The sequence below is a fragment of the Paenibacillus rhizosphaerae genome, assembly GCF_014192015.1.
GTDB lineage: Bacteria > Bacillota > Bacilli > Paenibacillales > Paenibacillaceae > Paenibacillus_AQ > Paenibacillus_AQ rhizosphaerae.
The window spans coordinates 694,826-717,067 of record NZ_JACHXJ010000003.1; the positions used below are offsets into that span (position 1 = coordinate 694,826).

At 51.5% G+C, this 22,242-nt stretch carries 22 protein-coding genes; 4 read left to right on the forward strand and 18 right to left on the reverse strand.

Translation table 11 applies throughout. The annotated features are described in order from the left end of the window. Window positions 1-216 precede the first annotated feature (216 nt). Both FHS19_RS19775 and FHS19_RS19780 read left to right on the forward strand, forming a co-directional pair. Window positions 217-540, forward strand: a complete 324-nt coding sequence (locus FHS19_RS19775) for a YbjQ family protein (protein WP_183583538.1) — start codon at window positions 217-219, stop codon at window positions 538-540. Window positions 541-548: 8 nt separating this feature from the next. After that, window positions 549-791 carry a hypothetical protein gene (locus tag FHS19_RS19780; protein WP_076173228.1) on the forward strand — a complete coding sequence of 81 codons (243 nt, stop codon included), beginning with the start codon at window positions 549-551 and terminating at the stop codon, window positions 789-791. Between the two features lie 69 nt (window positions 792-860). Here FHS19_RS19780 and FHS19_RS19785 read toward each other — a convergent pair whose 3' ends face one another. The 6 genes from FHS19_RS19785 to leuB form a co-directional block, all read right to left on the reverse strand. Beyond that, a complete protein-coding gene (locus FHS19_RS19785) occupies window positions 861-1,826 on the reverse strand; it encodes an aldolase catalytic domain-containing protein (protein ID WP_076173229.1) in 966 nt (321 codons plus the stop codon). A gap of 158 nt (window positions 1,827-1,984) precedes the next feature. Then, a complete protein-coding gene (locus FHS19_RS19790; RefSeq protein ID WP_183583539.1) occupies window positions 1,985-3,529 on the reverse strand; it encodes a leucyl aminopeptidase in 1,545 nt (514 codons plus the stop codon). Window positions 3,530-3,634: 105 nt separating this feature from the next. Next, window positions 3,635-4,744: an ATP-binding protein gene (locus FHS19_RS19795; protein ID WP_183583540.1), complete on the reverse strand. Its 1,110-nt coding sequence runs from the start codon at window positions 4,742-4,744 to the stop codon at window positions 3,635-3,637. Between the two features lie 388 nt (window positions 4,745-5,132). After that, window positions 5,133-5,540 carry a hypothetical protein gene (locus FHS19_RS19800; RefSeq protein WP_183583541.1) on the reverse strand — a complete coding sequence of 136 codons (408 nt, stop codon included), beginning with the start codon at window positions 5,538-5,540 and terminating at the stop codon, window positions 5,133-5,135. Between the two features lie 319 nt (window positions 5,541-5,859). Further along, entirely contained in the window at window positions 5,860-6,408 is a 549-nt protein-coding gene (locus tag FHS19_RS19805; protein WP_076173232.1) for a peroxiredoxin, read from the reverse strand. 292 nt (window positions 6,409-6,700) lie between these two features. Continuing rightward, on the reverse strand, window positions 6,701-7,780 hold the full coding sequence (gene leuB, locus FHS19_RS19810) for a 3-isopropylmalate dehydrogenase (RefSeq protein WP_183583542.1): 1,080 nt from the start codon (window positions 7,778-7,780) through the stop codon (window positions 6,701-6,703). A gap of 259 nt (window positions 7,781-8,039) precedes the next feature. Between leuB and FHS19_RS19815 the strand changes: the two genes are divergently transcribed. Further along, a complete protein-coding gene (locus FHS19_RS19815) occupies window positions 8,040-9,020 on the forward strand; it encodes an aldo/keto reductase (RefSeq protein ID WP_183583543.1) in 981 nt (326 codons plus the stop codon). A gap of 227 nt (window positions 9,021-9,247) precedes the next feature. Here the strand turns inward: FHS19_RS19815 and ilvC are convergent, their stop codons facing one another. The 3 genes from ilvC to ilvB all read right to left on the reverse strand — a co-directional run bounded on the left by ilvC (window position 9,248) and on the right by ilvB (window position 12,612). Further along, entirely contained in the window at window positions 9,248-10,240 is a 993-nt protein-coding gene (ilvC, locus tag FHS19_RS19820; protein WP_076173235.1) for a ketol-acid reductoisomerase, read from the reverse strand. Between the two features lie 141 nt (window positions 10,241-10,381). Continuing rightward, window positions 10,382-10,867 carry an acetolactate synthase small subunit gene (gene ilvN / locus FHS19_RS19825; RefSeq protein ID WP_076173236.1) on the reverse strand — a complete coding sequence of 162 codons (486 nt, stop codon included), beginning with the start codon at window positions 10,865-10,867 and terminating at the stop codon, window positions 10,382-10,384. 2 nt (window positions 10,868-10,869) lie between these two features. Further along, on the reverse strand, window positions 10,870-12,612 hold the full coding sequence (gene ilvB / locus FHS19_RS19830; RefSeq protein ID WP_183583544.1) for a biosynthetic-type acetolactate synthase large subunit: 1,743 nt from the start codon (window positions 12,610-12,612) through the stop codon (window positions 10,870-10,872). Between the two features lie 588 nt (window positions 12,613-13,200). Here ilvB and FHS19_RS19835 point away from each other — a divergent pair. Further along, window positions 13,201-13,647, forward strand: coding sequence for a GNAT family N-acetyltransferase (locus tag FHS19_RS19835; RefSeq protein ID WP_105445852.1), 447 nt, complete (start codon window positions 13,201-13,203; stop codon window positions 13,645-13,647). Between the two features lie 54 nt (window positions 13,648-13,701). Here FHS19_RS19835 and FHS19_RS19840 read toward each other — a convergent pair whose 3' ends face one another. The 9 genes from FHS19_RS19840 to FHS19_RS19880 form a co-directional block, all read right to left on the reverse strand. Then, entirely contained in the window at window positions 13,702-14,025 is a 324-nt protein-coding gene (locus FHS19_RS19840; RefSeq protein WP_183583545.1) for a hypothetical protein, read from the reverse strand. Window positions 14,026-14,270: 245 nt separating this feature from the next. Continuing rightward, window positions 14,271-15,233, reverse strand: a complete 963-nt coding sequence (locus FHS19_RS19845; protein ID WP_094595544.1) for an ABC transporter permease — start codon at window positions 15,231-15,233, stop codon at window positions 14,271-14,273. Then, complete coding sequence (locus FHS19_RS19850; RefSeq protein ID WP_183583546.1) at window positions 15,234-16,313, reverse strand: ABC transporter permease; 1,080 nt, start codon at window positions 16,311-16,313, stop codon at window positions 15,234-15,236. Then, the gene (locus FHS19_RS19855) at window positions 16,313-17,848 is read right to left on the reverse strand and encodes an ABC transporter ATP-binding protein (RefSeq protein WP_183583547.1); all 1,536 of its coding nucleotides are present in this window, start codon (window positions 17,846-17,848) and stop codon (window positions 16,313-16,315) included. The genes FHS19_RS19850 and FHS19_RS19855 overlap by 1 nt, the downstream gene beginning before the upstream one ends. A 123-nt stretch (window positions 17,849-17,971) precedes the next feature. Then, window positions 17,972-19,003, reverse strand: coding sequence for a BMP family ABC transporter substrate-binding protein (locus tag FHS19_RS19860; protein WP_183583548.1), 1,032 nt, complete (start codon window positions 19,001-19,003; stop codon window positions 17,972-17,974). 459 nt (window positions 19,004-19,462) lie between these two features. Continuing rightward, window positions 19,463-19,822 (reverse strand): 50S ribosomal protein L20, encoded by a 360-nt coding sequence (gene rplT, locus FHS19_RS19865; protein ID WP_094595540.1) that lies wholly within the window; start codon window positions 19,820-19,822, stop codon window positions 19,463-19,465. A gap of 30 nt (window positions 19,823-19,852) precedes the next feature. After that, on the reverse strand, window positions 19,853-20,053 hold the full coding sequence (gene rpmI / locus FHS19_RS19870) for a 50S ribosomal protein L35 (RefSeq protein ID WP_076173245.1): 201 nt from the start codon (window positions 20,051-20,053) through the stop codon (window positions 19,853-19,855). Window positions 20,054-20,071: 18 nt separating this feature from the next. Then, entirely contained in the window at window positions 20,072-20,569 is a 498-nt protein-coding gene (gene infC / locus FHS19_RS19875) for a translation initiation factor IF-3 (RefSeq protein ID WP_076173246.1), read from the reverse strand. Between the two features lie 270 nt (window positions 20,570-20,839). Next, entirely contained in the window at window positions 20,840-22,078 is a 1,239-nt protein-coding gene (locus tag FHS19_RS19880; protein WP_183583549.1) for a glycosyltransferase family 2 protein, read from the reverse strand. Window positions 22,079-22,242: the final 164 nt, after the last annotated feature.

A 22,242-nucleotide genomic window follows, 5' to 3' on the forward strand; every position in this document is an offset into this window, starting at 1 on the left:
ATGCATGCAGTCCTCTGACCCCCGGGCTTTTTCTGAAATATTTATATATGAATTTCATGCTAAATAATTCCACGTTCATGCCGACATTCCTGCTAACATCAGACAATAATTTCACATTAGGGCCATCGTTCGACATGAGTCGTTTTGCAAAAAAATGAATCCTCATCCTCCTTCATCCGTATTGTAGATTATAATACCTAAGGGGTGTGGCATTGTATGATCATTACAACAACCGAAAATGTAGCCAATCATGAAATTATCGAGGTACTCGGCACCACGTTTGGAGTCGTCGTTAGAGCCAGAGGCATCGGCGGGGATATTATGGCTTCCCTCAAGGGCCTTGTCGGCGGCGAGGTGAAGCAGTACACCCAGATGATTGAGGATGCGCGGCGGCAAGCGGTGGACCGGATGGTACAGAACGCGCATGCCATGGGCGGGGACGCCATCGTGATGATGCGCTTTGACAGCGGGGATATCGGCAATAACATGAGCGAAATTGTTGCCTACGGCACGGTCGTTAGAACCCGTCCTGTCGGCTGATGGGAGGTATGGTCATTATTCTGCTCATATACGCCTTGGAGCTGGTCGCTTTTCTGCTGCTGTTATGGGTAAGCTGGCGCTTCTTCGACAAGAGGTACCGCCGCCGGGACGACAGCGGGGGCAGCAGGGACATCATGAACGGATCGTTTACGCCGACTTCGGAAGTATTCATTGACCCGAAAGACGGCCATAAATACCAGGTCTATTATAATCACCGTACCGGTGAACGCGAATATATCAGACTCGATTGAAGCCAAAAAAGGGCTGCCCGCACACATGTGACGGGCAGCCCTTTTTTCTGGTGTATCTAATGATGTGGTTTACTTGTGTTTCGGATCAAAGTTGACTTCCGGAGTCGTCAGCTTGTCGTAGAAATCCACGTACTTGTCCTTATCCTCCGATGCCCGGAGCGCCATAGCGGAACGTGGATGCTCCCCCAGTGTTCCCGTAACCATGTAAGGAATCAGGTAGCCCCATTCTTCCTTCTCACGAAGCGGAATCATCAGGCGCTCGATCAAATCCAGCACCGGACGAAGGTTGTAATGGGTATTTTTCAGATGGGTGACGAGCAGCTCGGTCGGGCAGTTGCCTGCCGCGCGGCCCATTCCGTATACGGACGCATCCAGCAGTTCTACGCCCAGCTCTGCTGCGGTCAGTGTGTTGGAGAAGGCCAACTGCATATTGTTATGCGTATGGACGCCAAGACGCTTATTTGGCAGATGCTTCTTGAACTTCTCGACCAAGTACTCCATGTCCTTGTGGTCAAGGCTTCCGTAGGAGTCGACGATGTAGACGACATCCACCACACTCTCCCGAATCATTTCGAAGGCTTCCAGCAGCTCGTTCTCCATGACGTTGGACAGAGCCATAATATTCAGCGTCGTTTCGTAACCGCGTTCATGGAACGTCTGCACCAGCTCCAGCGCTTTATCCACGTCCTTGATGTAGCAAGCAACACGGATTAAATCCAGCATGCTCTCTTCACGCGGCAAAATATCATTTTCATCGACACGGCCGATATCCACGAGGGCGGACAGCTTGGTTTTGCCCTTCTGGGGGATCACTTCACGCAGGAAAGAATCGTCCAAAAAGCGCCAAGGTCCGGCAGAATCGGCGCCCTTCAGCAGTTTGGGTGAATTTTTGTAGCCGATTTCCATATAGTCAACACCGGCCTCATTCAGTCCGGCGTATAAAGTTTGTACAAACTCGACGCTGAAGTCCCAGTTATTGACCAGTCCCCCATCGCGAATCGTGCAATCGACAATTTTACAAGGGTTCGTTTTCATCCAACAAGCTTCTCCTTCCGGCATAAAATTTATTCCTTCATCATACTTGAAGGTGACCGGAAAAGTAAAGGTTAATTGTGCGGAGCGTATGACCGCAAATGACGGCATACGAAATAAAGCGGCTATCCCGCTCAGGATTCCGCTTTACGTTCATTGTCTTATGAGGATGCCGCTTGCGACAAAATCCACTCCAGCAGGGTGCGAACCATCACCCCGGTGCCTCCCTTGGGACTCACACCCCGCTCTTTTTGGACATAAGCGGTTCCGGCAATATCTAGATGAACCCACGGCAGCCCTTCGGCAAATGTGCCGATAAACAGGCCCGCTGTAATCGCAGCCCCCTTGCCTCCGGTGCTGTTGCGAATGTCCGCCACGTCGCTTTTGAGCATATCCCAAAATTCCTTATAAGCCGGAAGCGGCCATACTTTTTCGCCGGATCTTTTTGAAGCGAGAATCAGCTCCTGGAGAAAAGTATCATCGTTCGATACCGCTCCGGTCGCCACATCCCCTAATGCGGTCACGACGGCGCCTGTGAGCGTCGCTACATCGATCAGACGGACCGCTCCGAGCTGTCTGGCATAAGTCATGCCGTCGGCGAGTACCACTCTGCCTTCCGCATCGGTATTCAGCACCTCGATCGTCCGCCCGCTGAGCGACCGGATCACGTCGCCCGGCTTAAACGCACTGCCTCCAGGCATGTTCTCGGCGCTCGGAATGACGGCCACGACGTTCACTTTCGGCTTCAGCGTACCAAGTGCGTTCATGACGCCCAGCACCGCAGCGGCTCCGGCCATATCGCTGATCATCTCTTCCATGCCGAGCCGCTTCTTCAGCGAGATGCCCCCGGTATCGAACGTAATGCCTTTGCCGACAAGCCCTATAACGTCATCCCAGCTGTCTCTTCCCTGATACTTCATCACGATCATCCGCGGAGGGTGAGTGCTCCCCTGGCCAACCGAGAGCAATCCACCCATGCCGAGCGCCTTTTGCTCTTCGACATCCAGCGTACGTGATTCCATGCCATACTGCCGGGCAATCCGCTGCGCATGCTTCGTCAAATCTTCTGGAACCAGCATATTTCCGGGGAGGTTCGTTAAATCCCGTGCCAGACAGGTGGCTTCGGCCGCGGCCTTTCCACGGACAATGCCTTGACGCCATTCGTCAGCTTCCCGGGGATCCGCGTTTCCTTTTCGAAAAAGTACCAGCTCTTTGATTCCATGGTGCGCCGGAGGATTCCGTTTGTATTGATTGATCCGGTGTGCTCCCAGAATGAACCCTTCGGTCAGGGCCTGGGCGGCAGTGATCGTGCTCTGTTCCGCAGTAAATCGCATCATAGTGATCGGCACTTCCCATGCCAGGCTTTGGGCTTGGATTTTGAGCGCGGTTTTTGCCGCCCGGGCGGCAGCAAACCTGAGTTCTTCGGAGGTCAGCGGACGGTCGCCGGTCCCGACTAGAATGACGGCGCGATGACCACTTGAATCAGGAACAGGCAGTGCGTGGATTTGATTGAAGGCAGCACCGAACAGACGGCTGTCCCTGAGCTGCTGCACCATGGGTGCAAGACTGGGAGAAAGTGCGTTCCCCTCGAAGTCCTTCTGGGAAACCATAACAACAAGCGCATCCATACTGAGCTGTGAAGCTTCCGTATGATCCTTCCATGTGACCGTAATATCTTGTCCTTCGGAAAACGGATGTCCATTCATCGGCGTCATCTTCCTTTGTCTTCAAGTTTTCGGACGATAGTCATATATATTATTCCACCGTTGTCCAAAGCAACTCCAAAGACAAAATGTTCCTGCTGTGCCGAATCAGGACATTTCAACGATCGGAAGCGAGATCACAAACTCCGTTCCCTTCCCTACTTTGCTGTCAACAGAGATATATCCCCGGTGATTCTTGATGATCCGGTAACTGACGGACAGACCAAGACCTGTCCCGGTTTCCTTCGTCGTAAAGAAGGGATCGAATAAATGGCTCAGCGTGATATGATCCATACCCTTTCCGTTATCCGAAATACATATATTCACGTTTTTATGGTCCTTGCGCGTGCGGATTTCAATCCGTCCGGTATGCTCATGTCCCTGATCAGCGATCGCATCCATGGCATTTTTAATGATGTTGAGAATGACCTGCTTAATCTGCTTTACATCGACGGAAATATGAAGGGGTGTAGACTCATCGAGCAAAACGACCTCGCAGCCATTCATCAGCGCTTCACTCTCTGTAAGCAGAACAACTTCCTTCAGCAAAGACGAAACGGGGATGACGGTCGTTTGCGGCGCGGACGGCTTGGACGAATTCAGAAACTCATAAATAATGTCGTTCGCCCGGTCGATTTCGGTCAATATAATGCGTGCATACTCGTCTTTTCCGAGCTTGGTCAAATGAGGTCTCAGCAGCTGAATGAATCCGCGGATGGCCGTGAGCGGGTTGCGGATTTCGTGGGCGATCGATGCCGAAATCTTTCCAAGCATCGCCAGCTTGTCGTTCCGGTAGGCGGTTTGTTCGATCTGCTTGAAATCGGATACATCCTTGACACTAAATAAAAAATCACCGTCCATTTGATCGCCGTAGGTGACCGTAAGAAGCCACTGGCGTCCGGTTTCATCACTTAGCTCATGGTATCTTTTCCGGTGAAAAATGGTCTCGCGGTAAATACGCAGTATCTTCTTCTTCTTATACCGGCTTAACTGGGGATGACGCAAAATTTGAAGCAAGGTTAGTCCAGTCAACGACTTACGGGAAATTTCCAACAACCTCGCCATTTGCACATTAATAAATGTCAAAACGCCTTCACTGTCGAAAAGAATTACCCCACTGTCCAAGTGCTCCAAAATGTTCTCGTACTTGTTCTTCACAAGCTGCGTAGTTTGAAACGCCTCCAGGGACTGCAACAACGTCTCTTGGATTTCGCTCACACGATGCCCCCCCTTTATAAGGAAATGACGGAATTGGCAAATCGTTAGCAGGCAAATATTCCATCTTTTGGCCAGTAATAAAGATTAGTTTAATCATAGACAAGCTAGCCGGAAAACTCAACAAGAGATACTGTCGAAAAAAGAAAAAATGGTCCCAGCCTGAAAAAGAAAGCCGTCAATCGGCGTTCTTTCTTGGCCAAAAGTCCCCGCTTATGCAGAGGTTTCTCCTGTAAAATTAAGGATGCTGGCTCTTGCAAAATTTTACGCTTAAAACAAAAGCATCAGACACAAAAAATTTATTTTTGTACCTGATGCCTTGTCATGACCGGGCGCTCAGCCGGGACGATTTCCGCCGATTCGACGGCAGGCCCGGGTATCCGATGAAATTTTATGATTTATGCTGAAGACGCAGCCGGCGCTGGCTCATGACCGCGAGTCTTTTCTTCAGCTCGCTCTGCCATTTCTCGTCTTGAATTTGCTTGGCGACCGTCAACAAATCAAGGGCCATGTCAATCTGGCTCTGAATGATGTCCTTCGGATCTTCCTTCTCGCAGTTGATCACATTTTCAAAAATGGTCTCTTCGTCCTCGATCACATAATCCTGAAAGTCAATTTCTGCCGCTCCGTCACCATGCGCATATTCGGCCAAAATTTCGTATTCATTCTCAACCTTGTAATGAACCTCAACCCGGTGGCACACGGGACAGAACAACAGGGGAACATTATGGACCTGAGTGCGATAATGTTTAAGTGTACCTTTCGTTCCAACCATACTTGCTCCGCAGCAATAACTCATTCCAGTTCACCCTCCTCTGGATTCCACCGTATTTCTTCATAATGTATTCGATTCCAAGCTCGACAATTCCTTTTTTTCAACCCTGTACAGACCCAAGTTTTATCATGTATGCATGCTCTTTGTTTTTCTATATCGCCCTATTCAAATCCTGCTAAATAGAATGGGTTCATTCTACATAAATGTCAGAATAAGACGTTATGCCGCTCCTAGCCATGTTTCAACTTCTCAAAGGCATTCTAAACACAAAACCGCAGTTGATGAAAAACCCCCTTGGCCTGCATCAAGCAAGGCAAAGGGGGCTTGTCCGAATATTTAAAAATTAGTTGGTTACCAGATTTTTGTCGCCTGGTTTCCAGTTCATTGCGCACAATCCGCCGGATTGGAGCGCTTGGAGGACGCGAAGGGTTTCTTCAACGCTGCGGCCGATATCGTTGTGGTTAACCACTTGATATTTCAGCTCGCCTTCAGGGTTGATGATGAACAGACCGCGAAGAGCAACGCCTTCTTCTTCGATGTACACGCCGTAGTCTTTGGCAACGGATCTCGTGATGTCGGAAGCCAGCGGGAAGTTGATTTTTCCAAGACCGTTCGAGTCGCGCGGTGTGTTAATCCAAGCCTTGTGGCTGTGGATGGAGTCCGTGCTCACACCCAGAATTTCAGCGTCAAGCGCTTTGAACTGCTCGTAAGCATCGCTCAGCGCAGTGATTTCCGTAGGGCATACGAAAGTGAAATCGAGTGGATAGAAGAAGAATACGAGCCATTTACCGCGATAGTCAGTCAGGCTTGCTTTGCTGAAATCCGTGCCGTCACCTGTTACAGTTTCCATCGTAAATTCAGGAGCCGGTTTACCTACTAAACGTTCTGCCATGTCAAAAATTCCTCCTTTAATATAAAGAACAATTGCTGTGTTCTAGATTGAGTATCGTATTGCATCCCAAGTGGAATCTACATTTCAAATGGTATCATTCGACGAAATCAAAGTCAAGATTATATAGGTTATTTATTTATAATAATTATAAATAAGAAAAAAACGTGAACTTTTCGCGGGACCACCGGCGGACTGAAGTGAAAAAAGGGGCTACCGATCACCCGGAAGCCCCCTTTCCAAAAAAATCCCTACATTAATATAGCGTTAAACGACCTCAGTTTTGCGTTGAAAATTACTTCTTCATCGCAGCCACGATCAGGTCGCCCATCTCCCGGGTGCCGATCGCTTTGCTCTTATCTACAGCGATGTCGCCTGTGCGATGTCCGGCATTCAGCACGTCAGCCACAGCTGCTTCAATCGCGTCTGCCGCATCGCCGTATCCAAACGTGAGGCGGAACATCAGCGCCAGTGATAGAATCGTGGCGATCGGATTCGCCAGATTCTGTCCCGCGATATCCGGTGCGGAGCCGTGAACCGGCTCGTACAAGCCGAACGCACCCTCTCCCATCGAAGCGGACGACAGCATGCCGATCGACCCGGTCAGCATGGCGGCTTCGTCGCTCAAAATATCGCCGAACATATTCTCCGTCACGATGACGTCGAAGCTGGACGGACGGCGCAGCAGCTGCATCGCGCAGTTGTCAACCAGCACATGCTCCAGCTCTACGTCCGGATAATCCGGAGCGACCCGGTTCACCACTTCACGCCACAGGCGGGAAGTTTCCAGCACGTTCGCCTTGTCGACAGAGGCGAGCTTCTTGCGGCGCTTCTGGGCGATTTCAAAGGCTTGGCGCACGATCCGTTCCACTTCCGCCACATTGTACACGCAAGTGTCCACCGCTTCTTCGCCCTGCTCGCCTTGACGTCTCAGCTTGTCACCAAAGTAAATGCCGCCGGTCAGCTCGCGCACGACCATCAGGTCCGTGCCTTCCAGCACCTCAGGCTTCAGCGTCGAGGCGTCCTTCAAGCAGTCAAACACTACGGCCGGACGCAGGTTCGAGAACAATCCGAGCGCCTTGCGGATGCCGAGCAGGCCGGTCTCCGGACGGAGCTCCTTCGGATTGTTGTCCCATTTCGGTCCGCCTACCGCTCCGAGCAGCACCGCGTCCGCATTTTTACATACCGCCAGCGTCTCTTCCGGAAGCGGGGTTCCTTTCTCGTCGATCGCGATTCCACCGAACAGCGCATGCTCCGTTTCAAACGAGTAGCCGAACAGCTCTTCCGTGCGCTTGAGCACTTTCTCCGCTTCCGCGACAACCTCCGGCCCGATGCCGTCCCCTGCGATTACTGCAATCTTTTTAACCTCTGCCATAATATCAGTCACTCCTCCAGGTACAGGTACCTCATTTTCACTGTCCTAATTCTCTATATACTGTTGTAACACATGAAGGAGAGCATTGACCAAGATATAGAATCTATGACCTTAATAGTATTTTCCTATAAGCAGACCGCATGGATTAATTTATTCTATACCTGCCCTTAACATGGCACATTTCTTTTCCTGATTAATCCGGGTACAATGATATTGTTTGGACTTATACTCTTCAATCGCAAAGGAGTTGAACGGATTCATGCAGTATACGTATTTGGGAAAATCGGGTTTAAAAGTCAGCCGCTTGTGCCTGGGAACGATGAACTTCGGTCCGGCGACGGACGAAAAGGAAGCGTTCCGCATCATGGACGCGGCGCTTGACGCCGGCGTTCAGTTTTTTGATACCGCTAACATTTACGGCTGGGGCGAAAATTCCGGCTTGACCGAGACCATCATCGGCCGCTGGTTCGCCCAGGGCGGCGGCCGCCGCGAAAAGGTGGTTCTCGCTACCAAGGTTCATGGCGACATGAACGACCCGGCGGACGGCCCGAACGGGGCGCGTGGCTTGTCCTCGTACAAAATCCGCAGACACCTGGAAGGATCGCTCCAGCGCCTGCAGACCGACCATATCGAGCTGTACCAAATGCACCATGTCGATCCGAAGGTCACTTGGGACGAGCTGTGGGGCGCTTTTGAAATCGCGGCGCACCAGGGCAAAATCGGCTACGTCGGCTCCAGCAACTTTGCTGCCTGGCAGCTGGCCATCGCCCAAAGCGAAGCGAAGAACCGCCATTTCCTCGGGCTGGTGTCCGAGCAGCATAAATACAGCCTGAACTGCCGCCTTCCGCAGCTGGAAGTGCTGCCGGCCGCGCAAAGCCTCGGCCTCGGGGTGATCCCGTGGAGTCCGCTCGACGGCGGATTGCTCGGACGCAACGCGCTGAAGAAGCTGGAAGGCACGCGCAGCGGCGGAAGTGCGGAGCGCATTGAGAAGCATCGCGAGAAGCTCGAGGCGTTTGCCGAATTGTGCAATGAGCTCGGCGAGCCGCAGGACAACGTTGCGCTTGCCTGGCTGCTGACCAATCCGGCCGTAACGGCGCCGATCATCGGGCCGCGCACGCTGGAGCAGTTTGAAAGCTCCCTCGGTGCGCTCGAAATCAAGCTGGATGAAGCCGTGCTGAAGCGGCTCGATGAAATCTTCCCGGGACCGGGTGGCGCCGCTCCCGAGGCGTATGCCTGGTAAACGGGCGTAATAGCCGTACACGGCTGACGGAAATTCGCAGGATAAGTGAATGCCGCACTCTTCCCAGGACTCCGGGAACCTGTACATGGCGCGTCCTGCGGATGTCGTACCGCGTGCGGCAGTCATCATCGGCTTATCAGCTTACATCACTGCTTCACAAATGCAAAAGGCGGATCCCCACTAAATCCGGGGATCCGCCTTTTTTATTGATGGATGAGTGCCGTATGTTATTTCTTGATCCAATGCATCATTTCGCGCAATTGACCGCCGACAACTTCGATCGGATGGTTAGCTTCGTTACGACGCGTTGCATTCAGGAATGCACGGTTGGATTGGTTCTCAAGAATGAAGTCGCGGGCGAATTTACCTTGTTGGATGTCGGACAGCACTTCCTTCATCGCTTTCTTCGTTTCTTCCGTTACGATGCGAGGTCCGGTTACATAGTCGCCGTACTCAGCCGTATTGGAGATGGAGTCACGCATGTTAGCCATGCCTCCTTCATAGATCAGGTCGACGATCAGCTTCATTTCGTGGAGGCACTCGAAGTAAGCCATTTCCGGAGCGTATCCGGCTTCAACCAGCGTTTCGAATCCGGCTTTGATCAGGGCGGTTACGCCGCCGCAAAGTACAGCCTGCTCACCGAACAAATCCGTTTCGGTTTCTTCACGGAAGGAGGTTTCGATAACACCTGCGCGGGTACAGCCGATACCTTTTGCATAGGCGAGACCGATTTGTTTCGCATTGCCAGTAGCGTCCTGCTCGATGGCGATGAGCCCAGGGACCCCGAAGCCCTCGACATACGTACGGCGAACCATGTGACCTGGAGATTTTGGAGCAACCAGCAGCACGTCGGAGTCTTTAGGAGCGACGATTTGTCCAAAATGAACGTTGAAGCCGTGGGAGAACATAAGCGCAGCGCCTTTTTTCAGGTTAGGCTCGATTTCGTTTTTGTAGACGGACGCTTGAGTTTCATCCGGCATCAGGATTTGTACTACGTCCGCTTGGCTCGTTGCTTCGGCAACGGACAGAACTTCGAAACCGTCGTTTTTGGCTTTATCGAAAGATTTGCCTTCGCGAAGACCGATAACGACCTTGACACCGCTGTCACGCAGGTTTTGCGCCTGGGCATGACCTTGGCTTCCGTATCCGATAACGGCAACGGTTTTTCCTTTTAAAGCGCTGAGTTCTGCATCTTGCTCGTAATAAGTTGTAACTGGCATGTGAATAAATCCTCCTTTGTTTTTAAAAAGAACCCTTCATAAAGAGCGGGTGTTTCAAAGGACCCTGCACCCGGTTTGTCCCGCTTTCGGGATATGATCCTCTCAAACCCCCGCTCTTTAGCGGGAATTTAATGTGTATGATTATGCATTTCCACGAATCATGGCGGTGACCCCGGTGCGAGACAGCTCCCGGATCCCGTATGGCTTCAAGAGCTCGATCATGGCGTCGATTTTCGAGGAGTCCCCGACAACCTGCACCATGATGCTGCCGCTTCCGATATCGACGACCGAAGCGCGGAACGTTTCCACGACGCCGAGGATTTCCGGACGCTCCGCCGGTTCCGCACTGACCTTGATCAGCGCCAGCTCCCGCGCCACCATTGGCTTGGAGCTCAGGTTGATGACCTTGATGACATCGATCAATTTGTACAGCTGCTTCTCGATTTGCTCCAGTGTCATGTCGTCACCGATCGTGACGATGACCATGCGGGAGAGCCCCGCTTCTTCCGACTGCCCGACCGTAATGCTCTCAATGTTGAAGCCGCGGCGTCCAAACAGTCCGGATACCCGCTGCAGCACGCCCGGCTGGTCATTCACTAGAACGGCAATGGTATGTCTCATGCTCATAATTATGCATCCCCCATCAACATTTGATCAATGGTCGAGCCTTGAGTTACCATCGGATACACGTTCTCACCCTTGCTGACCACAAATTCCACAACGACAGGTCCCGGTGTTTCGAGCGCTTCTTTCCAGGCCGTTCTGGCCTCTTCCTTGTTCGTCGCCCGAAGTCCCTTCACTCCGTAAGCCTCGGCCAGTTTAACGAAATCCGGGCTTCCTTCCAGGTCGATATGGCTGTAACGGTTATCGTAAATCAGTTCCTGCCACTGACGAACCATACCGAGTACCTGGTTGTTGATAATGACGACCTTCACCGGAATGTTGTTGATGGCGCAGATCGCAAGCTCCTGGGAGCACATCTGCATGCCGCCGTCACCGTTCACCGAAATGACGAGCCTTTCCGGATTGGCCATTTGAGCGCCGATGGCGGAAGGAAGTCCGAATCCCATCGTTCCGAGTCCGCCCGAGGTTACCCAGGAACGCGGCTGATTGAACTTATAGTACTGTGCCGCCCACATCTGATGCTGGCCTACGTCGGTAGTGACGATCGCTTCGCCCTTCGTCGTATCGTTCAGCAGCTCGATGACCCATTGCGGCTTGAGTTCCGTATCCGAATCAGCGTAGCGGAGCGGATACTCCAGCTTCCACTGCTGAACCCGGGTTCTCCAGGCTTCAGCCTTGCCAGCCCGCTTCACATCGTTGTTCAACATTTCCAGCACCGTCTTGCAGTCGCCTACGATCGGAATGTCCGTCGGCACGTTTTTGCCGATTTCCGCCGGATCGATGTCGATGTGCACGATTTTCGCGTTCGGGGCAAATCCGTTCAGCTTGCCTGTTACCCGGTCATCGAACCGCGCGCCGATGTTGATCAGCAGGTCCGACTCCTGAATCGCCATGTTGGAGGCGTAAGTTCCGTGCATACCCGGCATGCCCGTCCAGAGCTCGTTCCCACTCGGGAATGCACCCAGACCGAGCAGCGTGGTCGTGATCGGAATTTCGGTCCGCTTCACGAATTCGTACAGTTCTTCATGTCCGCCGGAGTAAATCACGCCGCCGCCGGCAATGATCATCGGGCGCTCGCTCTCTTCGATCGCTGCGACCAGCTTGTCGAGCTGAAGCTTGTTAGGCACGAGGCGCGGGTTGTATCCGCGAAGGTTAATGCTGTTTCCCGGTTCAAACAGCGTAAGTGCCGCCGATACGTCCTTCGGAATGTCGATCAGCACCGGACCTTTGCGGCCGGTCGAAGCGATGTGGAATGCTTCGTGAATAATTCTCGGTAGATCTTTGACATCTCTGACGAGATAGCTGTGCTTCGTAATCGGCATCGTGATGCCGGTAATGTCGGCCTCCTGAAAAGCATCCGTTCCGATCAGGCTCGTTGCGACGTTACCCGTGATGACAACCAGAGGGACGGAATCCATATAAGCGGTGGCAATTCCTGTGACCAGGTTGGTCGCCCCCGGTCCCGATGTTGCTATACACACGCCGACTTTGCCGCTGGCCCGTGCGTAACCGTCTGCCGCATGGATCGCTCCCTGCTCGTGACGAGTCAGCACATGTTTGAAATCCTTAAATCCATACATCGCATCGTAAATGTAAAGCACTGCCCCGCCCGGATACCCGAAAACACACTCGACACCTTCCAGCAGAAGGCTGCGAAGCAGTATTTCCGAGCCGGAAATGACTTCCGGCTTCATCCATTTCTCACGTAATTGTTCTGTAGACCGCACTTCAGGAATTTGCGCGCTCATCAGTCATCCTCCTCTCAAGAATACGTTCATTTTTTTGTGATGGTAAACAAAAAAACCTTCCATCCCTCATCACACAATGTTCTTGTGTGAGGGACGAAAGGTTGTTCTTCCGTGGTACCACCCATATTTGCTCCGCACTTCACAGTGCACAGCCTCAGCAGGTATAGAAAATCAGGAACGGTGCCTCTTCATCGATGGCTCATCCGTTTCCATACCTTGAGTCCGTAACGTGGACCTGACGATTCTCCCTAATAGGCTAAAGTGCTTTTCAGGAGAACAGCTCCGAGGTGAGCTCGTATAAAAGGGGTTTTGGCGGAGGTTGCAGCAGATCCTCTCACTCTCTGTTCAAAAGAGCCCTTTAAACTTCGTCCTCTTCATTGCTGATGACTGTATACTCGATAAAATGTTTAGACACATTATATGACCCATCGATTCTATAGTCAATACCCAGATTCGGATAAAAAAATACATGTCCGCTTTTGTCCTCCATTTTCCCGGGAACTTTCGGCACACCGCCCACCCCTATTTTCATATGATGACGTATGTCGCTCATGGATGAATTGGGCAGCAGAACGGAGGACAGACTCTATGATTAGATACCGCAGACCCAAGCAGGACGATGCTGTCATCATGCATTTAATCGAGACCCAGCTTGTCCCGCTGTCCCATATGACCAAAAGCCAGCTGGAGCAGGTGCGAAAGGATCTTCCCGGACGCATGAACCGCGGCGTGACGCTCATCGCTTCCCCCTATTACGAAGGGGATCCGGTCGGATTTGTCCACTTTATGCTTCACGGCGATCTGCTCTATATCGATATGTTAGCCGTCGCACCCGAATCACAACGCAAAAGATGGGGGAACCTCTTGATGGCCCATGCGGAAAGATTTGCGTTGTCACGCGGGTGCAAACGGTCGAAAGTCATGGTTGATTCCGGGAATGCGAACGGTATGATATTCTACCAAAAGTTAGGATATTTCAATATCAAGTACCACGCCAAAAACCAGTGCCACGAATTGGAAAAGCGGCTTTCCTAGCAGTGGCGAGAACCTCCTGCACTCCCCTTAATAAGTGAGCCGGCAATTAAAGGCTTACCAGAATCCACCGCCGTAAGGATAAGCTCCCGGATATCCGGCGGGGCCGTATCCAGGGCCGTAGCCGCCATAAGGAACCCCGCCGAATCCCCCGTAAGGGCCGTAGGCGTATGGAGCCGTTCCGATCGCCAGCAGGTCAAACAAGACGAGCGGAATGATCGCTTTGGTGTGAACCTTTTTCCCTTTATCCCGCTGCAGAATCAGGCGGTTGCCCGAGATGCGCAGCAATTTTCCGGTCACCAGGCTTCCGTCTTTTTTGGCAGCTACAATATGTTTACCAACAAACTTCTGGGCGTGTTTACGAGTCACAGACTGTTGCATGTAATCCCTCCTCCAATGGTCTTCACATCAATCTATTCGAATGCCCCGCACGGCGCTTGTTCCATAGCCCGGTTCCTGGGAAGATGGGTGAAGCAGGCATCACGGGCGCTAACATTGGAAGCATGTACACTTATCCCGAGAAATCCGCTGCTTTTTCAATGCCATGACGCCCTGCTTTGCTGGATGCTAATCAAAAAAAGCTGCACTCCAGTTGAATGGAATGCAGCTTTTTTGCGGTTCGATCCTTATCTTTTTCCCGGATCGTACGGTTCCCCCAGCGCAGCCGGGGCGGACGAGCGTCCCACGGCCGCTACCAGAACGATGACCGTCAATACGTAAGGAAGCATGTAAATAAACTCCTGCGGAATGTCATGCGCCCAATCGAAGAGCTGGAAGTAGTTCCCGATCGCCTGGGAGAAGCCGAAGAAGACGGCGGCCCCGAACGCACCGAGCGGATTCCATTTCCCGAAAATCATCGCAGCGATCGCGATAAAGCCTTGACCTGAAATCGTATTATGCGAAAAAGTGCTTGTCGTCGTGAGCGTAACCGTAGCTCCGCCAAGCGCAGCCAAAGCACCGCTGATCATGACCCCGATATAACGCATCCGGCGCACTTTGACGCCGACCGTGTCGGCGGCGCTTGGATGTTCCCCGACCGCGCGCAGACGAAGGCCGAAGGAGGTTTTGTACAGGATATAAGAGGCAACGATGACGACAATAATAGCCAGGTATGTTGTCGGGTAATTGCTGAATATGCCTTCCCCGATAATCGGAATTTTGGAAAGGAAAGGAATCTTCCATTTCTGGAGACTCTCCATCAGCAGCGGAGTTTCACCCGCCCCTTCGAACATCAGCTTGACCATATAGAGCGTGCTTCCTGTTGCCAGGAAGTTGATCACGACGCCGCTGATCACCTGATCCGCCTTAAAGGTGATCGAGGCGACGGCATGAATCAGCGAAGCGACCAGCCCGATAACGATCGCGGCAAGCATCCCGATATAAGGGGAAGCCGCTCCCATCCCGGCATCTTCCGCGTAATAGGAAGCAACGCCGGCCGCAAACGCACCGAAGGTCATCAGGCCCTCAATCCCAATGTTCGTCACCCCGGAGCGTTCAGAGAAGATGCCGCCCATGGCAGCAAAGATGAGCGCTGTCGAAAAAACGAGCGTCGTATTCAGCAGCTGGCCAATTGTTGTGATCCAATCCATTTACAACACCTTCTCTTTCTTGCGCTTCAGATAGAAGGGCTTCAGAACCCAGCGCACAATGCCTTGTGCAGCAATAAAGAATATGATGGCTCCGATAACGATCCGGATGATTTCCGGCGGTACGTCCGCGCCAAAGCTCATGCCTGCGGAGCCGTACGTCAGCGTACCGAACAATGCGGCTGACAGCAGAATGCCGAACGGATGGTTCATCCCGATCAGCGCCACCGCGATTCCGTCAAAGCCGACACCCGGAGACCCCGTGAAGATCGCCTGGTAATGGAATACGCCAAGCACCTGAAAGGCACCGCCCAATCCGGCGAAAATACCGCTGATGAACATGGCTTTCACAATATTGCTCTTCACGTTCATGCCCGCATATTTCGCCGCATCCCCGTTATGTCCTACGGCCCGCAGTTCATACCCCTGCTTGCTCTTCCACATGAATACATAGAAAAACACAGCTGCTAGAATCGCAATCACGGTACCCCAGTGCATACGCGCATCGCTGAACATGTCGGACAGCCAGCCGATCGAAATCGACGCCGTATCCTGGATGTCCTCAGAGCGCTGCTGACCCTTGAGAAGCAGGAAGTTTCGCACGATATAATTACTCAAATAAAGGCCGGTCCAGTTCAGCATGATGGAAATAATAACTTCGTTTACGCCCCGTTTAGCCTTGAGATAGCCGGTAATGCCCGCCCAGATCCCTCCGGCCAATCCGCCGGCAATGATCGCGACGATGGCATGCAGAACGATCGGCAGCCCGGTCAGCTTGATCCCGACCGCTGTCGCGGCGGTCATGCCGACAATGTACTGTCCTTCCGCCCCGATGTTAAACAGACCTGCCCGGAACGCAAAGGCGACGGCAAGACCGGTCATGATCAGCGGCGTAATTTCGCGGATCGTTTCCCCAAAATCATAAAGGTTTCCAAATACGGTGCTGAACAGGGAACTGTACGCCAGAATCGGATCGTACCCCCCGATCAGCATAATGATGGCCCCTACGATGAGTCCAAGCACGATCGACACGAGAGGAGTCAACAGGCTGTTGACGGTAAAAATCTTAAACAATTTATTCATTAGGCCTTACCTCCCGCAACCTTGCTGCCTGCCATCATCAGACCCAGCTCCTGGTCATTCGTGTCCTCCGGCCGCACTTCGCCGACGATTTGTCCTTCGTAAATGACCGCAATCCGGTCGGACACGTTAATGATCTCGTCCAGCTCGAAAGAGATTAACAGCACGGCCTTCCCCTTGTCCCGCTGCGCAACAAGCTGCTTCTGCACAAACTCGATCGCACCGACGTCAAGTCCCCGCGTCGGCTGCGCCGCGATGAGCAGATCCGGATCTTTATCTATTTCCCGGGCTATAATCGCCTTCTGCTGATTACCACCGGATAAAGCACGAGCCTTCGTCTCAATGCTCGGCGTTCTGACGTCAAATTGCTCGATCAGGCGTTTCGCCTGGTCGTCGATGGCGCTTTTGTTCAGAAAGCCGCCTTTGTTATAAGGGGCCTTGTAATACGTCTCCAGCACCATATTTTCACTCATGGAAAAATCAAGGACAAGCCCGTGTTTATGGCGGTCCTCCGGAATATGGGATACCCCGCTTTCCGAGATGAAACGCGGCGCCTTGTTGGTAATATCTTTGCCGTTGATTTCGATCAGTCCGCTATCGACCTTACTCAGGCCCGTCAGCGCTTCGATCAGCTCGCTCTGCCCGTTCCCGTCAACGCCGGCTATCCCGAGAATTTCCCCTGCACGCACCTGAAGATCAAGTCCGTTCAAAACGGGAATTCCCTCTTTGTTTTTGGACACCAGATTTTTTACATTAAGCACGGTTTGCTTCGGTACAGACGGCTGCTTGTCCACCTTAAAGGAGACGCTGCGACCCACCATTTTCTCGGCAAGCTCATTCGGATTCGTCAGGGACGTCTTCAAGGTGTCGATAACTTTCCCCCGCCGGATGATCGTCACTGTGTCGGAAATTTGCATAATTTCCTTGAGCTTGTGCGTAATCAAAATAATCGATTTACCTTCGGCGACCAGACGCTTCATAATGCCCATAAGCTCGCCGATTTCCTGCGGTGTAAGCACGGCTGTCGGCTCGTCGAAAATAAGAATGTCAGCGCCGCGGTAAAGCGTCTTCAAGATCTCGACGCGCTGCTGCATGCCGACCGAAATGTCGTGAATCTTGGCATTCGGATTAACCCTCAAACCGTACTGGTCGGACAGGGCCTTGATCTTGGCAACCGACGCTCTGTAGTTCAGATGGACCCCGGCAATTTTGGGCTCCATCCCCAGAACGATATTTTCGGTTACCGTAAACGGCTGAACCAATTTAAAATGCTGATGCACCATGCCGATACCCAGCTCGATCGCTTGATTAGGGCTGTCAATGATGACGGGCTTGCCGTTTACTTCGATACTGCCCTCATCAGGCTGGTACAAGCCAAACACGATGTTCATCAAGGTCGATTTCCCCGCACCGTTCTCACCGAGCAGTGCATGGATTTCGCCCTTGTGCAGCTTCAAGCTGATGGAGTCGTTGGCAACGATGCCGGGAAAGCGTTTGGTAATTTGCTTCAACTCAACGACAGGGGTCGCTGCATCCATGAGATCACCCTTATCATATATTTTGCGGCCTTTGGGCCATAACGTAAGACAAGGCTAGTCATAATAACCAGCCTTGCCGTTTGGTACACATGAATTATATCCGTTCAAATTATCGTTATGGAATTATTCTTCAGGAACTTTGATTTCGCCGTCGATAATTTTTTGCTTGTACTCATCCACTTTTTTCAGAATATCTGCAGGAACGTTTTTGCTCGAAGTGTCGGCCAGACCTACGCCGTTTTCTTTCAGGCCAAGTGTCTCATGACCGCCTTTGAACGTGCCGTCGATAACTTCTCTCGTTACTTTGTCTACGGCTGTCGTTACGCCTTTAACCATAGATGTCAGCGTTACTTCATCGCCAAATTCCAGGGATTGGTCTTTGTCTACGCCGATAACCCATACTTTTTGTCCTGCTTTGTTGCGGGCAATCGCTTCGTTAAATACGCCTGTACCCGTTGCACCTGAAGCATGGAAAATAATGTCCACGCCGTCGTTGTACATTGTGGCTGCAGCCGCTTTACCTTGGTCAGGCTTGTCAAATGCACCGGTGTAGTTGATGATCACTTTCGCATCCGGATTCGCTGCGGCAACGCCCGCTTTAAAACCGGCTTCAAAGCGTTTGATTACCGGAATTTCGGAACCGCCGACAAAACCGATTTTGTTCGTTTTTGTCATGGAGCCTGCTACTACACCAACGAGGAATGCCCCTTCGTTCTCCGCAAATGTAACGGAATGAACGTTAGGCGCATCGACTTCAGCATCGATAATGGCCATTTTGGCATCCGGATTTTGATCGGCTACCGTTTTCATATCAACGCCAAGGTCAAAACCGATCCCCCAAGTGAGGTCGTATTTGCCTTTGACATATTTGTTCAGGTTAGGAACATAATCTTCTTTGGACTTACTTTGCAGATACTGGGCTTCGATCCCTTTGTCCTTCTTCAATGCTTCCAATGCTTCCCAAGCGGATTGGTTAAAGGATTTGTCGTTAACCCCGCCCACGTCAGTCACGAGACCAACCTTCACGCCAGATTTTGCTGCGCCGCCTTCGCTGCCGGACGAGCTGCTCGTATCTTCGTTCTTTTTACCGCAGCCGGCCAGTACGACTGAAAATGCAAGCAGCATAATCAGCGACAATTTGAACATTTTCTTCATTAACTTATAGTCCCCCTAGAATGAATTATATCCTTTCACCTGTCTTTGCCCTCCAGCAATTGATCTATGGTCAATTAATTGCTTGTAAAGGCTTGTTCAAATGTCGGACATTCCACAGAACAGATTATACATTTTACCTACGCCAAAATCCAGCAAATTTACGTCAGAAAACAAAACTTTTTCAAAGAAAAATCAAGGGAAAACGCTTTATTTTGCCACAAATCACATAGCCTGTTATTCCCATGGAAGAGTAGTTGTCCAGAAGCTCACCTGAAGTCGATTCAACATTGAAAAGATGTGTGAAATTAACATTCATACCCATTTATAAGTGAGACGCCTGGTGTCTGCAGCTTTGGCCTTTAATATATTTTAGAATGCGGGGCTTTTTCTTGTTGGAGATGTTCTTATATCTCAAAAAAACCGCCGGTAAGGGCGGTTTTAATATGCATTACAAGTATATTACGCGTTGACTTTCTCTTTAGCAACCGATGCGATCGAGTTGAACGCGTTGATGTCGTTAACGGCCAGGTCAGCCAGCATTTTGCGGTTGATGTCCACGCCAGCCAGTTTCAGACCATGCATCAGTTTGTTGTAGGACAGTCCGTTCATGCGGGCTGCAGCGTTGATACGCACGATCCACAATCTGCGGAAGTTCCGTTTCGTCTGACGACGGTCACGGTATGCGTAAACGAGGGATTTCATAACCTGCTCGTTAGCTGTTTTAAAAATGCGGTGTTTGGAACCGAAATAACCTTTTGCAAGTTTCAATACTTTTTTATGTCTACGACGAACGACGAATCCGCCTTTTACTCTTGCCATAATATAAACCTCCCAAAAATGTGTGATTAACTATTTCAAGTTCGCCAAGCCTTGTTTCAAGCGTCTTACGTCCCCCGGCGCCATTTCTGGGTTGCCTGCCAATACGCGTTTCGCGCGCTTGGACTTGTGGGAAAGCAAATGGTTTCTGTAAGCTTTGTAGCGAGTCACTTTACCGGAACCGGTAACTTTGAAGCGGCCTTTAAGGCTGCTGTGTGTTTTCATTTTAGGCATTGTACTTCCTCCTCAGGATCATTGGGCTTTTGGAGCCAAAATCATAATCATGCTGCGTCCTTCCAGCTTCGGCTGACGCTCAACGCTGGAGTGCTCGGCAACTTCTTCCCTTACACGCTCCAGAATCTTCTGGCCGATGCTCGCATGCGCGATTTCGCGTCCGCGGAAACGAACGGAGCATTTGACCTTGTCGCCTTCCTTCAGGAACTTGACGACATTGCGGAGCTTAGTCTGGTAGTCGTGCTCATCAATGTTTGCTCGGAACCATACTTCTTTAATATCAACGATTTTCTGATTCTTCCGGGCTTCCTTCTCTTTCTTCTGCTGCTCGTAGCGGAACTTGCCGTAATCCATGATGCGGCACACCGGCGGCTTCGCCTGCGGCGCCACGTTCACCAAATCCAGATTCAAATCCGCTGCCATCTGCAGAGCTTCACGAAGGGGCTTGATGCCAATCTGTTCGCCTTCAGCGCCTACCAAGCGAACTTCCTTCGCCCGGATCTCCTCATTGATCATATGTTCCTTACTGATAACCGTCCACCTCCAGATCTAATAGGTATTTCTGTGTGCAGAAGCAAAATAAAAAGGGATGCGGGTATCATCACCCAGCATCCCTATGATCAACTCTTCATGAAATATCGCATTCACAAATCATCGGATCAATAACCCGCCAACCTTCGTCAGTCAGGTGAGAAGCTGGAGCTTCTGCTTTGAATCCATTTCGTATTTAAAGCACTCAAATAATTTAACACAGAGCCCGGACGATGTCAACCCGGTTCCACGCTTTTATCCCTGCTTGCTCTGAACTTCTTCCAGTCTTACCACGCGGGTATGCTGGGTATGGCTCCACTGCTTGTTGTTCTGCGTGAAGAACGCATAGAACGTGATTGGATACCAGGAGATCAGATAGATTGGGAAGAGCACCAGGTACAAATAGACCTTCTTGAACGTGACCTTCTCCAAAATCATCGCAGCCAGGAACGTGAAGACGTTGGCGCCGATCGCCACAAAGCTCAGCCACAGCGGCAGATAGCCGTAGAGGTTGGCGATGTTCGGACCGTCGAAGAACGTATTATCCACCCAGATCGTGGCCGTCAACAGGAACGTCAAGAGAACGATGTATACGTTCGCCCCGTACAGTGCCAAGTCCAGCTTGACGATGCTTCGTTCCTTGATACTTTGCCAAATCAGCGGGAAGAAATAGCGGCGTGCCACCGTAAAGTGTCCCTGCATCCAGCGCAGGCGCTGTCTTGCGGAAGCCTTGAACGTCAACGGCTTCTCGTCGAATACTTTCGCGTCATAGTTGAATTTTGGATAGACGCCGCGCTTCACGCTGCGCATCGTAAACTCCAAGTCCTCAACCAAGCTGGTGGCCCCCCAGCCCATTTCCTTCAGCAGGTTGGTTTCAAAACACATCCCTGTACCGCCGAGGAAGTTGGCCATGTTCATGTTATGGCGCGACAGCTGCCACAAACGGTTGATGTACCAGTACGAAATCCCGTAAGCAGCCGTAATCCAGGAATCCTCGGGATTCTTGGTGTCGATATATCCTTGAATGACGCGTGCGCCGGAGCACAGGTCGTCGTTCATTTCTCTCAAGAAATTCGTATCTGCCAGGTTGTCGGCGTCAAACATGACGACCGCGTCATACTGGCGGGGCATGGCCCACAATTCCTTCAGCATCCACTCGATGGCATAGCCTTTGCCGCGAAGGTTGTTGTTGGTGCGTACGCAGGCGTTCATGCCATGCTCGCGCACGATGCGTGCCGTACCGTCCGTACAGTTGTCACAGATGACAAACACGTCGTACAGCTCCTTCGGATAATTCAGCTGCTTCAAGTTCTCCATCAGAGCCCCGACGACCTGCTCTTCATTGTGCGCTGCAACGAGCACAGCGAAGGACTTGGTCGGTTCAAAATGCTGCTTTCTCTTTTTCCTGTACAGCCCCAAAATGGAAAATACAAACTGGTACACACCGATCGCGGCCAGCAAAACCTGGAGCGCGATAAAAATGGCGTCTAACATGACTCTCAGAACCCCCCTTTTTTACCCCTCATAATCAATTTTTCTCTCTGTAGATAGATTACGGTAATGCCGTTTACCCTTTTCTAATTGTTTATGACCCTTTTGACCTTTTACATTCTTTTACGTTTTGTTAACGCTTCGGATGACCCTATCGATTTTCCACA